At 70.3% G+C, this 15244-nt stretch carries 13 protein-coding genes and 1 pseudogene; 8 read left to right on the forward strand and 6 right to left on the reverse strand.

Translation table 11 applies throughout. The features are described 5' to 3' along the window. Positions 1-499, reverse strand: a pseudogene (locus tag JWN97_RS03065) (hypothetical protein); the annotation flags it as partial. Between the two features lie 10 nt (positions 500-509). Further along, complete coding sequence (locus JWN97_RS03070) at positions 510-785, reverse strand: hypothetical protein (protein ID WP_297618056.1); 276 nt, start codon at positions 783-785, stop codon at positions 510-512. 102 nt (positions 786-887) lie between these two features. Here JWN97_RS03070 and JWN97_RS03075 point away from each other — a divergent pair, with 102 nt between their 5' ends. Beyond that, positions 888-2678, forward strand: a complete 1791-nt coding sequence (locus JWN97_RS03075; protein WP_297618058.1) for a DEDD exonuclease domain-containing protein — start codon at positions 888-890, stop codon at positions 2676-2678. Between the two features lie 8 nt (positions 2679-2686). Here the strand turns inward: JWN97_RS03075 and JWN97_RS03080 are convergent, their stop codons facing one another. After that, the gene (locus JWN97_RS03080; protein WP_297618061.1) at positions 2687-2965 is read right to left on the reverse strand and encodes an Lrp/AsnC ligand binding domain-containing protein; all 279 of its coding nucleotides are present in this window, start codon (positions 2963-2965) and stop codon (positions 2687-2689) included. A gap of 170 nt (positions 2966-3135) precedes the next feature. Between JWN97_RS03080 and JWN97_RS03085 the strand changes: the two genes are divergently transcribed. The 3 genes from JWN97_RS03085 to JWN97_RS03095 all read left to right on the forward strand — a co-directional run bounded on the left by JWN97_RS03085 (position 3136) and on the right by JWN97_RS03095 (position 8170). Continuing rightward, a complete protein-coding gene (locus JWN97_RS03085) occupies positions 3136-7125 on the forward strand; it encodes a hypothetical protein (RefSeq protein ID WP_297618064.1) in 3990 nt (1329 codons plus the stop codon). 50 nt (positions 7126-7175) lie between these two features. Beyond that, on the forward strand, positions 7176-7802 hold the full coding sequence (locus JWN97_RS03090) for a hypothetical protein (protein WP_297618067.1): 627 nt from the start codon (positions 7176-7178) through the stop codon (positions 7800-7802). Positions 7803-7879: 77 nt separating this feature from the next. Then, complete coding sequence (locus tag JWN97_RS03095) at positions 7880-8170, forward strand: hypothetical protein (RefSeq protein WP_297618070.1); 291 nt, start codon at positions 7880-7882, stop codon at positions 8168-8170. Positions 8171-8256: 86 nt separating this feature from the next. On the opposite strand, the gene trpD is transcribed toward JWN97_RS03095, so the two are convergent. The 3 genes from trpD to JWN97_RS03110 form a co-directional block, all read right to left on the reverse strand. Then, positions 8257-9285: an anthranilate phosphoribosyltransferase gene (trpD, locus tag JWN97_RS03100; RefSeq protein WP_297618073.1), complete on the reverse strand. Its 1029-nt coding sequence runs from the start codon at positions 9283-9285 to the stop codon at positions 8257-8259. A 43-nt stretch (positions 9286-9328) separates the two neighbouring features. Further along, the gene (locus tag JWN97_RS03105; RefSeq protein ID WP_297618076.1) at positions 9329-9748 is read right to left on the reverse strand and encodes a hypothetical protein; all 420 of its coding nucleotides are present in this window, start codon (positions 9746-9748) and stop codon (positions 9329-9331) included. Between the two features lie 92 nt (positions 9749-9840). Further along, complete coding sequence (locus tag JWN97_RS03110) at positions 9841-10761, reverse strand: cytochrome c oxidase assembly protein (RefSeq protein ID WP_297618079.1); 921 nt, start codon at positions 10759-10761, stop codon at positions 9841-9843. Positions 10762-10827: 66 nt separating this feature from the next. Between JWN97_RS03110 and JWN97_RS03115 the strand changes: the two genes are divergently transcribed. The 4 genes from JWN97_RS03115 (at position 10828) to JWN97_RS03130 (ending at position 15205) form a co-directional block, all read left to right on the forward strand. Next, the gene (locus tag JWN97_RS03115; protein ID WP_297618082.1) at positions 10828-11475 is read left to right on the forward strand and encodes a heme-copper oxidase subunit III; all 648 of its coding nucleotides are present in this window, start codon (positions 10828-10830) and stop codon (positions 11473-11475) included. A 30-nt stretch (positions 11476-11505) separates the two neighbouring features. Further along, on the forward strand, positions 11506-12378 hold the full coding sequence (locus JWN97_RS03120; RefSeq protein WP_363321248.1) for a cytochrome c: 873 nt from the start codon (positions 11506-11508) through the stop codon (positions 12376-12378). Then, positions 12375-13454 (forward strand): Rieske 2Fe-2S domain-containing protein, encoded by a 1080-nt coding sequence (locus JWN97_RS03125; protein WP_297618087.1) that lies wholly within the window; start codon positions 12375-12377, stop codon positions 13452-13454. The genes JWN97_RS03120 and JWN97_RS03125 overlap by 4 nt, the downstream gene beginning before the upstream one ends. Positions 13455-13531: 77 nt before the next feature. Next, positions 13532-15205, forward strand: a complete 1674-nt coding sequence (locus tag JWN97_RS03130; protein WP_297618127.1) for a ubiquinol-cytochrome c reductase cytochrome b subunit — start codon at positions 13532-13534, stop codon at positions 15203-15205. The last annotated feature ends 39 nt before the right edge of the window (positions 15206-15244 follow it).

A 15244-nucleotide genomic window follows, 5' to 3' on the forward strand; every position in this document is an offset into this window, starting at 1 on the left:
CGGCGCGGAGCACGCCGCGTGCCTCGCCGAGGCGCTGCCGCAGCACCTTGTGGTCCGCCTTGGCACGGTCGCGCTCCTCGCGGTGCTCGGCCCTGAGGGAGGCCAGCTCGGCCTGGAGCGACGCGACCTGTGCGGTCAGCCGGCCGAGCTCGGCGTGCTGCCGGTCGTCACGCGTGTCGACCTCGGCCAGGCTCTCGACCACGTCGGCGACCAGGTCCTCCCAGCCGTCCTCCCGGGTCAGCCAGCTCCGTGCGGCGAGGTCGAGCGGGGTGTCGCCGACCGGGAGGGCGGCGACCTGGACCGCGGCGTGCGCGCGGAAGTCGTCGTCGGCCAGGGCCGCCCAGACCAGGCCGCCGCCCAGCCGCGCCCGACGGGCCGGGGCGAAGCCCGCGACCTTGCGCAGCGAGGCCGGAAGGGGCACGACCGACGGCAGCACCGCCGACACCAGGGACACGACCTGCAGGCGGAGCCTCTCGGGCAGGGGCGACGGGTCCGTCACCGGGGTCTCGTCACCCGGCCGCCGGGTCGCCGGCCGTGTCGGCCGAGGCCCGGTCCACGATCTCGATGGCGTCGGTGCGCCCGCACCACCGGCACGAGACGGCTCCGACCTCCTCGGCGAGCACCGTCTCCTCCTCGACCTGGTGGTCGCCGGCGAGGTCGAAGTGCCAGTACTCCGTCGTACGACGGGTGCGCGTGACGTCGAAGCGCGTGAGGTTGCCGCAACCGGCGCAGCGCCAGCGCTCGCCGTCGCCGGGAACGCGAAGGTCGGCGGTCTGGTCAGCCACGGGTGCTCCTCGGGTCGGGGGTGTCGCCGAACGGGCGGCGCGGTCAGCGTAGTGCGCGTGCCTGCGGCCCATTGTCGGATCCCACGTCTAGCGTCGTCGGACATGAGCACCACCGCCCAGCGTCCGACGCGGGAGACCTCCCGATGGGAGGCACAGCGCAGCTTCGACGAGCTGGGGCGACCGCTGAGGGACCTGACCTTCTGCGTGGTCGACCTCGAGACCACGGGCGGCTCGGCGGCCGCCGGCTCGATGATCACCGAGATCGGCGCGGTGAAGGTGCGCGGCGGCGAGGTCCTCGGCGAGTTCCAGACGCTGGTCAACCCCCACACGGAGATCCCGGCGTTCATCGCCGTGCTGACGGGCATCAGCAACTCGATGGTCCACGACGCACCGGCGATCGAGTCGGCCCTTCCCGCGTTCCTCGAGTTCGCCGCCGGGTGCGTGCTGGTGGCCCACAACGCCCCCTTCGACGTCGGCTTCCTCCAGCACTTCGCCCGCGAGCAGGACCGACCGTGGCCCCGCTTCGAGGTGCTCGACACGGCCAAGCTGGCCCGCCGGGTGATCACCCGCGACGACGCCCCCAACTGCAAGCTCTCCTCGCTCGCCAAGGTCTTCGGCTCCGCGACCACCCCCAACCACCGCGCCCTGTCCGACGCCCGCGCGACGGTCGACGTGCTGCACGGCCTGATGGAGCGGCTCGGCGGGCTCGGCGTCCACACGCTCGAGGAGCTGCAGACCTTCTCGGCGCGGGTCAGCACGGCGCAGCGGCGCAAGCGCCACCTGGCCGAGGGCCTCCCCCACGCCCCCGGTGTCTACCTGTTCCGCGACGACCGCTCCCGCGTCCTCTACGTCGGCACGTCCCGCGATCTCCGCACCCGCGTGCGCACCTACTTCACGGCGTCCGAGACGCGCACCCGGATGGGAGAGATGGTCGGGCTCGCCACCTCCGTCACGGGCATCGAGTGCGCCACCCCGCTGGAGGCCGAGGTCCGCGAGCTGCGCCTCATCGCCGAGCACAAGCCGAAGTACAACCGCCGCTCCCGCTTCCCCGAGAAGGTCCACTTCGTCAAGCTGACGCGGGAGGCCTGGCCGCGGCTCTCACTCGTGCGCACGGTGCTCGACGACGACGCCGACTACCTCGGCCCGTTCTCGTCCAAGAAGACGGCCGAGAAGTGCCTGGCCGCACTCCACGACACGTTCCCGGTGCGCCAGTGCAGCGGTCGGATGCCGCGGGTCCCGCGAGGATCGGCCTGCGTCCTCGCGGAGATGGGGCGCTGCCTGTCGCCCTGCGACGGGTCGACCGACGAGACGACCTACGGCGCCGTCGTACGCCAGCTGCGCGACACCCTGCTGCGCAGCCCCGAGGAGGTCGTCGAGGCCATCAACCTGCGCATGAGCGCCTTGGCCGAGCGCGAGCGCTTCGAGGAGGCGGGTGTCCACCGCGACCGGCTGTCCACCTTCGTCCGGGCGGCCGCCCGCACCCAGCGCCTGTCGGCCCTCACCCGGTGCCAGGAGATCGTCGCCGCCCGGCGCGAGGACGACGGGCGCTGGTCGGTGCACGTCGTGCGCCACGGGAGGCTCGCCGCCGCCGGCGTCATCCCCCGCGGTGCAGATGCCCACCAATACGTCCGGGAGCTGACCGCGAGCGCCGAGACGGTGGGCTCGGCACCGGGGCCGGTGCCGGCCGCGACGGCCGAGGAGTCCGAGCGGATCCTGCGCTGGCTCGAGTCACCGGGCCTGCGGCTCGTCGACGTCGAGGGTGAGTGGACCTGTCCCCTTGGTGGGGCGGCGCGCCACCTCGCGGTCTACGACGCAGCACACCAGTCACGGCTCTCGCTGGTGCCGTTCGACGAGCAGCGCATGCCCTCGCCGGTGCACCGCCCCGCGCGCTGAGGTGCCGGTCAGTCCAGACCGATGCTGAAGGCCGACTCCAGGTCGTGCTGGGAGTAGGTGCGGAAGGCGATGTGCGTCTCGGTCTCGGTGACACCCTCGACCTTGTTGAGCCGGTCGGCCACGACCGCCGCGATGTCCTCGTGCTCGCGCACCCGCACCAGGGCGATGAGGTCGATCTGGCCGGTCACCGAGTAGACCTCGCTGACCCCCTCGAGGGAGGCGATCGCCTCGGCGACCTCGGGGATGCGCGCGACGTCGGCCTTCACGAAGACGATGGCGGTGATCATGGCCCCACCGTAGCGCCACGGGGCCGCGCACCCGGTGGTGGCCGATCGGGCCGACCGCATAGTCCTTTGTGACTAGGAGGGGGTCATTCCGCTCCACCGGGCCGGAGGTCGACCTAGCGTGACCGGGTCTGCGGCACACCACGAGGGGACCATCCGGGATGACTCGCACCATGAACACGATCCGAGGCGGCACCGCCGCCCTCACCGTGGCGCTGGTCGCCGCTCTCCTGGGGCAGGCACCTGCGGCGTTCGCCGCGGCTCCGCCCACCCCGACCGGGCTCGTCTCGGACCCGGCTCCGCTGCTGCGATGGGACGCCATGGCCGGCGCCGCCAAGTACGAGGTCGAGGTCGGCGGGACGGTCACCACGACCGTCAACACCGCCTGGTCGCCGACCAAGACGCTGTCGTCCGGTGCCTCCACCTGGCAGGTGCGCGCGGTCTCCGCCTCGAACGAGCGCTCGGACTGGGCGGCCGCTTCCCTGACGACCCCCGTCGTCGCTGCACCCACCCCCAACAGCCCCGCCAACGGCACCACCCTCGCCCAGCCCGGCGAGCCGCCGCTGCTCACCTGGACGGCCATCCCCGGCGCCACGTCGTACACCGTCCAGGTCGACGGCGACGCCGACATGGTCGGCGCGACGAGCTACAGCACCAAGAACACCAGCCTGGTCGTGCCGACGACGCTCGGGGAGGGCGACTGGTTCTGGCAGGTCACCGCCGTCAAGGGTGAGTACTCCTCGCTGGCGAGCACCGTCTCCCGGTTCGACATCGCCGGCATCACCCGCCCCGTGCTGCGCTCGCCGGTCGGTGGTGTGGAGGTCACCGACATCGTGCTGGACTGGGACCCCGTGCCGGGTGCCGCGTCCTACGACGTGCAGGTCGCGACCAACGAGAACTTCGCCGAGACCCCCGGCGAGGACCTCTTCCAGATCACTGGCATCCGAGGTACGCGCTTCTCGCCCGCGACGACCTACAACAACGAGGACTACTTCTGGCGCGTGCGCGCCGTGGACTCCGCCGGCAACACCCCTTCCTGGGGCGCCGTGAGCTATGAGGAGTTCAGCAAGATCTACCTGGCCAAGCCCGTCCAGGTGTACCCGGCGGACGACGCCACGGTGAGCAGCCCCATCTACCTGCAGTGGCGCCCCGTCGACCACGCGTCGGAGTACGAGCTGCAGGTCAGCGCGACGGAGGGCTTCGCTCCCGGCACCTTCGAGTCGTGCCGCGTCGCAGGTACGACCTACACCCCGGGCAGCTTCGCGCTGGGCACCAACGGTATCCCGCAGAAGCAGCGCCCCGATGAGCGCTGTCGCCTCGTCGCAGGTGTCAACTACTGGAAGGTGCGGCCCCTCGACAGCCCGTTCACCAAGACCGGGACGGCGCTGGGCGTGCAGGGTCTCTTCTCCACCACGCGCCGCTTCACCTACGACCCCGCGACCGTGACCAACATGTCGCCGAAGAACAGCCAGGCCGTCGATGTCCCGACGCTGACGTGGGACCCCGTCCAGGGCGTCGACGAGTACCGGATCGAGATCATCAACAAGAACAGCGTGATGGTCCACTCCGCGATCACGCGCTCCCCCAGCTACACCTTGTCCGGGGACACCCCGCTGAATCCGCTCGATGGTCCGTTCAGCTGGAGCGTCTACGTCACCACGGCTGCTGGCGAGAACTCCTTCCTCTACTACGAGTACTTCAACGTCACCGGCGTCGTGCCCACCACTGACGTCTCGGCGCTGACCCCGTTGACCCCGACCCCGACGACGTCGGGCATCCAGGCCGCCCCGCGCATGACGTGGGAGCCTCTGCCCGAGGCCGCCTACTACACCGTCGATGTCGGACGTGCGGCCATCGGCGGTGCGCCGCAAACGTGGTTCGCCCCCGTCACCGGCGCGCTCTACGGAGCGAAGGTCCCCTACCCGGCCATGACCGACACCAGCCGCGAGATGTTCGAGCCCGGCGACTACGTCTGGCGGGTCAACGCCTACAACGCCGCGAACCAGAAGATCCTCACCGGAGTGCAGTCCCGCTTCACGGTGCAGCCCCTGACCGCCGTCACCGGACACGGCATCGCGCTCGACGGCGCCCAAGCTGCCACCTACGGGACGACGTGCAAGGCTGCCGACAACTGCGTCACTCCTGCGACCCCGGTCCTCCGGTGGAACCCGGACCCGCGGGTCGCGTTCTACCTCGTGTACGTCAGTCGGGACCCGCGGTTCACCAACCTGCTCGAGGCCGACGCGACCATTCCCGCAACGACCAACTCGATGTATGCCACCACACTGGCCAACCGGGAGTCGTCGTTCGCCGACAGCACGTCGTCCGGCGCCTACTACTGGCACGTGCGACCGTGTGCCGATGCCACCCACTGTGCGCCGGGACCCGTCTCGACCACGGGGGCGGTCCAGCACTCGTTCAAGAAGACCTCACCCAAGCCCACCGGGCTCACCTCGAGCGACCCGTCCGGCACCGAGATCTCCTTCTCCTGGAACGACTACTTCACCGACAACCAGGCCTACACCTGGCCCAGCACCGGCGAGAAGTCGCCGCAGGCCGCGCGCCAGTACCGCATCCAGGTCAGCACCGACGCCTCGTTCGGGACCGTGGTCGACACCGCTGTCGTGGACCAGACGACCTACACCTCCACCACGAAGCTCTACGGCGAAGGCAGCTACTGGTGGCGCGTCCAGGCCGTCGACAGCGGACAGAACGGCCTCACGTGGTCCGACACCAAGACCTTCACCAAGGCCACGCCCGCCGTCGTCCAGGCAGGCCCGCAGGGCAACGTGTCCACCGGTGACGCCATGACGTTCCGCTGGGTGTCGCAGACGTTCGCCGCCAGCTATGACATCGAGGTCTACAAGAACAACGACGTCACCCACTCGTCGGCGAACCAGGTCTTCACCAAGCGCGTCACGACGGTCGCCTACGCCCCGGACGAGCCGCTGCCCGCCAGCGACACCGACTACCTCTGGCGCGTACGCCGCATCGACCGGGCCGGCAACGTGGGGCCGTGGAGCAGCGACCGAGCCTTCCGGGTGTCTACCAGTGCGCCGGTCATCACCTCGCCTGCCGACGGCGGCACCCAGCCCGCCACAGCACCGGTCGTCACCTGGCAGGCCGTCCCCGGCGCTGCGACGTACGCCGTGGCCCTGACGTCCAACAGCGGGTCGAGCGTCGAGTCCGCGACCACGCCGTCCCTGGCCTATGCCGCGACCAAGAGGTTCGGCACCGGCACCTACGTCGCCGCGGTCACGGCCCGCAACGCGGCCGGTGCCTCCATCGGCACGGCCCGGGTCACGTTCACCGTGGACTCCGGCCTCACAGCCATCCAGCCGCCCGTCATCTCGGCACCCGGAGGCAGCACGGTCGGTGCCACGCTCACCAGCGTGCCGCCCGTGTGGAACCAGCCCGACGTGACCACCACCTACCAGTGGCTCCGGGACGGGAGCCGGATCAGCGGGGCGACCGGCACGACGTACGTGCTCACCGCGACCGACATGGGCAAGGGCATCTCGCTCCAGGCCACGGGCACGAAGGCCAACTTCGACTCCGGCACCACCGTCAGCAACACGCTGGGCGTCACGGCCGGAGGCGCGCTGCAGGCCACGGTCCAGCCGATCATCTCGGGGACGACCAGCGTGGGCCAGACCATCCGGGTCTCCAGCGGCACATGGTCGCAGCCCTCGCCCACGTTCAAGTACCAGTGGCTGCGGACGGGGGCCCCGATCCCGGGCGCCACCAGCTCCTCCTACCGGCTCACGCCGGAGGACGCGGGTCGCGACGTCTCGGCCGTCGTGACGGCCACCAAGACGGGCTCCAACGACGGTGCCGCGACCAGTGCCGCGGTGTCCATCTCGCGGATGGCGTCGACGGTCACGGGCTCGCTCAAGGCCGACCGCGTCAAGGCGTCCAAGCGAGCCAAGATCGGCGTCACCCTGATGGTCTCCGGGCTCACCGGCCCCAACGGGACCATCCAGGTGCTCGACAAGGGCAAGAAGGTCGCGTCGTTCACGATGGCGCCGGTCCACAAGGGCAAGAAGACGATCAAGCTCAAGAAGCTCAAGCCGGGCAAGCACAAGCTCCAGGTGGTCTACCTGGGCACCAGCCAGGTGCTCGGCTCGAAGTCGAAGAAGATCATCCTGTACGTCGTGAAGTGAGCGTCGTCGGCGATCCGTGTCCAGGTCGCGGCGGGAAGTAGGCTCCCGCCGTGACCTGGCTCGCTGACCACTGGCTCGACGTCCTCGGATGGGGCGGGAGCGCTCTGCTCGTCTACTCGCTGCTGCAGGCGAGCGTGCTGCGGCTGCGCGTCCTCAACGCGATCGCGTGCGTGCTGCTGATCGTCTTCAATGCGATGCTGTCGGTGTGGCCGATGGTCGGGATGAACACCGTCCTGGTTCTCGTCAACGCCTGGTTCATCGCCCAGCTGCTCCGCGAGCGCCACGACGAGTCGGCCTTCGAGGTGCTCGAGGTCAACCCCACCGACGAGTACCTCCGCCACACCCTGCGGGTGCACGGGGCCGACATCCTCAGGTTCAACCCCCACTTCGTCCACGACGCGTCGTCCACCCACGACGCGTTCCTCGTGCAGCGAGGTGACGAGACCGTCGGCGTGGTGCTGCTGCGCGAGGACGGCGAGACCGCCGACGTGCTGCTCGACTACGTCACGCCGCGCTACCGCGACTTCTCCCCCGGCGAGTTCGTCTGGCGCCGGAGCGGGCTGCTCGGCGGCCGCGGCATCCGGCGCGTGGTGACCCCGCCGGGCATGGTCGGCGCCTACTACGACCGGCTCGGGTTCCGGCGCGAGGGCGAGTCCTACGTCCTCGAGCTCGCCTGACCAACCTCCGCGTTCGCGCCCGCCGGGCGTGGCTCCGGCCCTAGATTGGGGCCCTCGTCCGAGCCCCAGGAGCCGTCATGCGCAGGACCTCCGTCACGATCCTCGTTGCGCTGCTGGTCAGCGCAGGCGCCGCCACCGGCGCCCGGGCCGACACCCCACGGTGCGTGTCGCGCGGAGAGTTCGACCGGGTCACCCAAGGCATGACCATGACCAAGGTCCACAAGATCTTCGACACCCCGGGACAGGTCACCGGACTGGGCGCACCCAACGAGCTGCGCTACTACGACACCTGCACCGGCCGGGGCGTGGTGCAGGTCGTGTTCTCCCCGCGCGGGCGGATGCTGAGCAAGGACGGCCACTTCTTCTGAGCCGCGCCCTGCTCGGACGCGCGACTCCGCTTTCCCGGACAGGCCGACCGCACGGTGGTGCCGACGATGGTCACGCTCCCCGGGACCTAGCGGGAGGTGGCCGACACCCAGCGCTCCAGTGCCGCGGCCGCGCCGCCGGAGTCGATGGCCGTGCCGGCCCTGGCCACACCGGCCGCGAGCGCGGTCTCCACGTCCTCGTCCGGGGAGTCGTAGACCGCCAGCGCCGCGCCGGCGTTGAGCACCACCGCGTCGCGCACCGGACCCGTCTCCCCCGCCAGCAAGCGTCGTACGACGTCGGCGTTGTGGGCCGCGTCGCCGCCGCGCAGGTCCTCGGTAGTCGCCCGCGCGATGCCGACGGAGGCGGGGTCGACCGTCAGCTCGCTGACCGCTCCTCCGTGGACACGCCACACCGTCGAGGTCGTGGTGGTGGTGAGCTCGTCGAGCCCGTCGTCGCCCCGGAACACCCAGGCGTCCACCCCACGCTCGGCCAGCACGCCGGCCATGACCGGGGCCAGCCGCGGGTCGGCGCAGCCGATGGCCTGCGCCTGCGGGCGGGCGGGGTTGGTGAGCGGGCCGAGGATGTTGAAGGTGGTGGCGATGCCGAGCTCACGTCGCGGCACCGCCGCGTGCCGCATGGCGGGGTGGAAGGCGGCGGAGAAGCAGAAGGTGATGCCGGCCTCCTCGGCGACCTCCGCGACGCGCGCCGGAGCGAGGTCGAGACGGATGCCGAGCGCCTCGAGGACGTCGGCGGAGCCGGACTGGGACGAGGCCGACCGGTTGCCGTGCTTGACCACCCGCGCTCCCGCCCCGGCGGCGACGATCGCCGCCATCGTGGAGATGTTGACCGACATCGACCGGTCGCCGCCGGTGCCGACGATGTCGAGCAGCCGGCCGGGCACCGAGATCGGGTTGGCGGCCGCGAGCATCGCCGCGGCGAACCCGGAGACCTCCTCGACCGTCTCGCCCTTGGCGCGCAGCGCCACGACGAAGCCGGCCAGCTGGACCGGCGTCGCGGCGCCCGCGAAGACCTCGTCCATGGCCCAGCGCGCCTGCTCGGTCGTCAGGTCGGTGCCGGCGACCAGCGTGGAGAGGACGTCGGGCCAGGTGTGGGACATGGGTTCAGGCTAGTGGCGCGACGACGCGCGCACCCGCCGGGTTTCAGGTGGTGGCCGGGACCGACGGGCGCATCAGGCCGATGACCGCCTCGGCGAGCTGGAGCGGGTCGATCGGGTGCGGCACGGCCGCCTCGGCGCGCGACCACGTGGCGAGCCAGGCGTCCTGCGGCCGGCCGGTCAGCACGATCACGGGCGGGCACTGGTAGATCTCGTCCTTGAGCTGCTTGGCGATGCCCATGCCACCGGCGGGGACGGCCTCCCCGTCGAGGATCGCGAGCGAGATGTCGCCGGCGTCCATGTTCTGCAGGACGACCGGCTCCGTGGCGACCTCGACGTACTCGAACTCCGGGAGTTCCGGGTGCGGACGACGGCCCAGCGCGAGGATCACCTGCTGGCGCGTGTTCACGTCGTCGCTGTAGACGAGGACCTTGATCGGGCGGCTGTCGGGGGTGGCGGTGCTCACGCGGGCATCGTATAGGCCCCGGTTCCCACCCGCTCGCCCCGCTCGCCCCGCTCGCCCCGCTCGCTGCTCGACCGGCGGCGGGTCGGCCCGGTCTAGCGGGCGCGGCGCTCGGCCAGGTCGAGGCGCCGGTCCTCGCGCGCCGCCTCCCGCATCGACTGGCGTACCCACTGGATGAACAGCACCGCGAAGAACACGACCCCGATGAGGTCCCCGCTGGCCCAGAGGATCCCGCCGGCCAGGTGCTGGTCCTCCAGGACCGGCGGCAGCCAGGCGCCCATCGGGCCTTCGCGGAGCGCGAGGTAGTGCGCTCCGCCGATCAGGGTGGTGCCGCCCATGATCGTGACGCCCAGGAAGGCGTGGAAGGGCAGCGTCATCAAGGTGAGCAGCACCCGGAACGGGTGGCTGACCCGACCGGGGACCGGGTCGATGCCCATGAGCGGCCAGAAGAAGAGCGTGCCGACCAGCACCAGGTGGATGTGCATCATCTGGTGGACGTAGGCCGAGGCGAGGCTGGCGTCGTACCAGGAGCTGAAGTAGAGCGCCCACGGGGACGCGACGTAGAGCACGAAGGCGAGCGGCGCGAAGGACAGCACCGTGGCCACCCGGGAGTGGAGCACCGCGAGCAGCCACCGGCGTGGCGTCGCGGGCAGCGTGCGCAGCGCCAGGGTCACCGGTGCCCCCAGCGCGAGCGCCAGCGGGACGACCATCGACAGGATCATGTGCTGGACCATGTGGACGCTCAGCAGCGTGGTGTCGTAGCGCCCGAGCCCGGACGACGTGGCGAAGAAGAAGGCACCCATCCCCAGCCCGACGAAGGAGAGCGTGCGACCGACCGGCCACCGGTCCCCGCGGCGGTTCAGGACCCTCACGCCGAGGACGTACAGCCCGACCGCCCAGACGGTGACGACGAACGGGACCGGGTCCATGCCCCAGTCGGTGAACACCCGTCCGAGCGTGAATCGCGGGAGGGTCTCGAGGGCGTCCTGGGAGAGCATGGACAGGGGAAAGAGCACGGTGTGAACTTTATGACGCAGATACACAGGGGGTCGGGGTGCCCTCCGGTTCCCCGAGAAGCAATAATGACGCCCGTGGCGACAGCAACAGCGATTCCGGCCTCCCGACTGCACGGGCACCACGACCGACCCAGCATGGTCAGCGTGGGCACGATCATCTGGCTCTCCAGCGAGCTGATGTTCTTCGCGGCGCTGTTCGCCGCCTACTTCACCATCCGCGCGGTCAGCCCCGAGCTGTGGGCGCAGGAGACGGAGAAGCTCAACGTCCCGTTCTCGACGGCCAACACCGCGATCCTGGTGGCGTCCTCGTTCGCCTGCCAGTGGGGCGTGTTCGCCGCCGAGCGCGGCCAGGTCGGGCGCGCGGGCTCGCTCTTCAACGTCACCAAGTGGGGCCTGCGTGAGTGGTTCATCCTCACCTACGTCATGGGCGCCATCTTCATCGGTGGCCAGGCCCTCGAGTACGCCGAGCTGATCCACGAGGGCGTGACCATCCAGAGCTCCGCCTACGGCTCGATGTTCTACCTCACCACCGGCTTCCACGGCCTCCACGTGACCGGCGGGCTGATCGCGTTCCTCTTCGTCCTGGGACGCACCTACCTGGCTCGTCGCTTCACCCACGAGCAAGCCGTGACCGCCATCGTCGTGTCCTACTACTGGCACTTCGTCGACGTGGTGTGGATCGGCCTGTTCTTCACGATCTACGTCATCAAGTAAGCCCTCCCCCGCAACCGGCAAGGACTCATCGTGCGTTTGCTCAACCGAACCGCTGGTCGCCTCTCCCGGCATCGTCGGGGACCGCTTGCTGGCCTCGCCGTGCTGGTGCTGGGCCTGCTGATCAGCGGCTCCCTCTACACGGCGTTCGCCCCCGCCCAGGCCAACAACCAGGCCAGCGAGACCGACCAGGTCGCCCAGGGCAAGGAGCTCTTCCTCGCCAGCTGCGCGTTCTGCCACGGCAAGAACGGTGAGGGCATCTCCACCGTGCGCGACGGCTACCAGATCGGCCCGTCGCTCGTCGGCGTCGGCGCCGCGGCGGTCGACTTCCAGGTCGGCACCGGCCGCATGCCGCTGGCGGCCCCCGGCGCCCAGGCGCCCCGCAAGCCCGCCACCTTCAATGACGAGGAGATCGCGGCCCTGGCGGCGTACGTCGCCTCCCTGGCGCCCGGCCCGGCCATCCCCAACGAGTCGGACTACTCGATCGAGGGTCTCTCCGAGACCGAGCGCGAGGAGGCCATCTCCCGCGGTGGCCAGATCTTCTTGACCAACTGCACCGCGTGCCACAACTTCAACGGCGCGGGCGGTGCCATGCCCCGCGGCGGATACGCCCCGAGCCTGCACGGCGTCGAGCCCAAGTACATCTTCGAGGCGATGCTGACCGGCCCGCAGGCGATGCCCAACTTCAGCAACGGCAACCTCTCCCCCGACGAGAAGCGCGACGTCATCGCCTACCTCGACAGCATCCAGGAGACCCCCGAGTACGCCGGCTTCACGCTCGGCGGGCTCGGCCCGGTGTCCGAGGGATTGTTCGCGTGGTTGGCCGGCATAGGCTCCTTGGTGGGTGCCGCCGTCTGGATCGCCTCGCACACGACGCGGAGCAAGAAGAGCAAGGTGAACGCGTGAGCAACGACAACCACACGCCCGTGACGCACGACGCCTCGCACGTGCCCGCGCACGCCGCGGCCGAGCCGATCCCCGACCCGGGACTGGCGCCGCACACCTGGCGTCCGACCGACGTCGACCCCCGGGCCGAGAAGCGTGCCGAGCGCCAGATCGCCGCGATGTTCATCGCCGCCATGATCAGCGCCGTCCTCTTCGTGGTCGCCTACTTCTCCTTCGAGGTTGGCGACAACTGGGACACCTTCGCCGGCATGGGCGCCTCCACGGTCTTCCTCGGGGTGACGCTGGGCCTGAGCCTGCTGCTGATCGGCATCGGCATCATCCACCTGGCCCGCAAGCTCATGGCCGACGTCGAGATGGTCGAGATGCGCCACCCGGCCGCGTCGCCCCCCGAGGACCGCGCGGCCACCCTCGAGGCCCTGAACGCCGGTCTCGACGAGGCCGGCATCGGTCGCCGCCCGCTCGTGCGCAACACGATGCTCGGTGCCGTCGGCGTGCTGGGGCTCCCGGCCGTCGTGCTGCTCCGCGACCTCGCCCCCGGCAGCACCCTCGACATCGGCAAGCTGGCCCACACGATCTGGGAGCCCGAGATGCGCCTGGTGCGCGACGTCGTCGGCACCCCGATCCTGGCCAGCGAGATCGAGGTCGGCGACCTCATCAATGCCGCCCCGGAGGCCCTGTTCCCCACCGAGGAGAACGGCTACCCCGAGCTCGAGGCCGGGGACGAGCAGGTCCAGAAGGCCAAGGGCGCGATCATCGTCGTGCGCATGGACCCCGACGACATCACCCCGATGAAGGGCCGCGAGAAGTGGACCGTCGACGGGATCATCTGCTACTCGAAGATCTGCACCCACGTCGGGTGCCCGATCTCCCTCTACGAGCGCACCACGCACCACGTGCTGTGCCCGTGCCACCAGTCGACCTTCGACCTCGCCGACTCGGCCAAGGTCATCTTCGGTCCGGCTGCCCGTCCCCTCCCGCAGCTGCCGCTGGCAGTCAACGAAGAAGGACACCTGGTCGCCCAGAGCGACTTCACCGAGCCCATCGGGGCTAGCTACTGGGAGCGTGAGAAGCAGTGAGCGTCGACACCAGCAAGGTCGCGACGAGCAACCGCACCACCGCCGCGACCGCATCGAAGCCCGGTCCCGCCGGCTCGCTGGCCTCCTGGGCCGACGACCGCCTCGGCCTGGCCACCGCCATGAAGAAGAACCTGCGCAAGGTCTTCCCCGACCACTGGTCGTTCATGCTCGGCGAGATCGCGCTCTGGAGCTTCGTCGTGCTGCTCCTGACGGGCGTGTTCCTCACGCTCTGGTTCAACCCGTCGATGGGCCACGTCACCTACGAGGGCTCCTACGACCAGCTGCGCGGCATCGGGATGTCGGAGTCGATGGCCTCGACCCTCAACATCTCCTTCGACGTGCGCGGTGGCCTGCTCATGCGCCAGATGCACCACTGGGCGGCGATGATCTTCATCGCCTCGATGATGGTGCACCTGCTCCGCGTCGCCTTCACCGGCGCCTACCGCAAGCCGCGTGAGCTCAACTGGGTCATCGGCTGCGTGCTGCTCCTCCTGGGCACCCTGGAGGGCTTCACCGGATACTCGCTCCCCGACGACCTGCTGTCGGGCACCGGCGTTCGCGCCGCGGACGGCTTCTTGAAGGCCAGCCCCGTCGTCGGGACGTACATGTCGTTCCTGCTCTTCGGTGGCGAGTTCCCCGGCGAGTCGATCATCCCCCGCCTCTACATCGTCCACGTGCTGCTGATCCCGGGCATCCTGCTGGCCCTGATCGCCGCCCACATGCTGCTGCTCGTCTACCACAAGCACACCCAGTGGCCCGGGCCCGGCCGCACCGAGCAGAACGTCGTCGGCTACCCGATGCTGCCCGTGTACGCCGCCAAGGCCGGTGGCTTCTTCTTCATGGTCTTCGGCGTCATCGCCCTCATGGGTGGGCTGCTCTCGATCAACCCGGTGTGGAAGTTCGGTCCCTACGACCCGACCAAGGTGACGGCCGGCTCGCAGCCCGACTGGTACATGGGATGGCCCGACGGTGCGCTGCGCATCATGCCCACCGGCATGGAGACGGTGCTCTTCGGCTACACGATCTCCTGGAACGTGCTGATCCCGATCTTGGTGCTGCCGCCGCTCATGCTCGTGATCTTGATCCTGCTGCCGTTCCTCGAGGGCTGGATCACCGGCGACAAGCGTGACCACCACCTGCTCCAGCGCCCGCGCAACGCGCCGACGCGGACGGCGGTCATGGTCGCCCTGATGACCTTCTACGGCCTGCTGTGGGCCGCCGGAGGCAACGACATCATCGCGATCAAGCTGCACGCGAGCATCAACCAGATCACCTACTTCATGCGGGGGGCGGTGTTCGTCGGCCCGATCCTGGCGTTCTGGATCACCCGGCGCTGGTGCATCTCGCTGCAGCGCCACGACAACGACAAGCTGCTCCACGGCTACGAGACGGGCGTCATCACCCGCTCCCCCGACGGCCAGTACGCCGAGCGGCACCTGCCGATCAGCACCCGGGCCGCCTACACCCTCACCGCGCGCGATCGCGACCAGGTCTTCACGGCCGGGAGCGAGACCGACGCGGCCGGCGTGGCCGCGCCCCACTCCCGCTCGGAGAAGCTGCGGGCCAGGCTGTCGAGGTGGATGTACGTCCACAACGTGCAGAAGCCCACCGCGGCCGAGCTCGAGGAGGCGCACCACCACGCCGAGCACGAGGCCGAGCTCAGGTCGGGCCTCGACCACCCGGTCGACGGTCACCAGTTCGACGACCACCGGCTGCGCGACACCGACGACGTCCCGCTGCGCGACCACTGATCGTCGTACGACTCACGCGTAGGCCCGCCGGGACCATCC

This window comes from Nocardioides sp., from assembly GCF_025965415.1.
In the GTDB taxonomy this organism is placed as follows: domain Bacteria; phylum Actinomycetota; class Actinomycetes; order Propionibacteriales; family Nocardioidaceae; genus Nocardioides.

Coding starts and splice junctions, on each gene's coding strand:
- JWN97_RS03075 (WP_297618058.1), top strand. CDS start 888: ATGAGCACCACCGCCCAGCGTCCGACGCGGGAGACCTCCCGATGGGAG.
- JWN97_RS03085 (WP_297618064.1), top strand. CDS start 3,136: ATGAACACGATCCGAGGCGGCACCGCCGCCCTCACCGTGGCGCTGGTC.
- JWN97_RS03080 (WP_297618061.1), bottom strand. CDS start 2,965: ATGATCACCGCCATCGTCTTCGTGAAGGCCGACGTCGCGCGCATCCCC.
- JWN97_RS03095 (WP_297618070.1), top strand. CDS start 7,880: ATGCGCAGGACCTCCGTCACGATCCTCGTTGCGCTGCTGGTCAGCGCA.
- trpD (WP_297618073.1), bottom strand. CDS start 9,285: ATGTCCCACACCTGGCCCGACGTCCTCTCCACGCTGGTCGCCGGCACC.
- JWN97_RS03115 (WP_297618082.1), top strand. CDS start 10,828: ATGACGCCCGTGGCGACAGCAACAGCGATTCCGGCCTCCCGACTGCAC.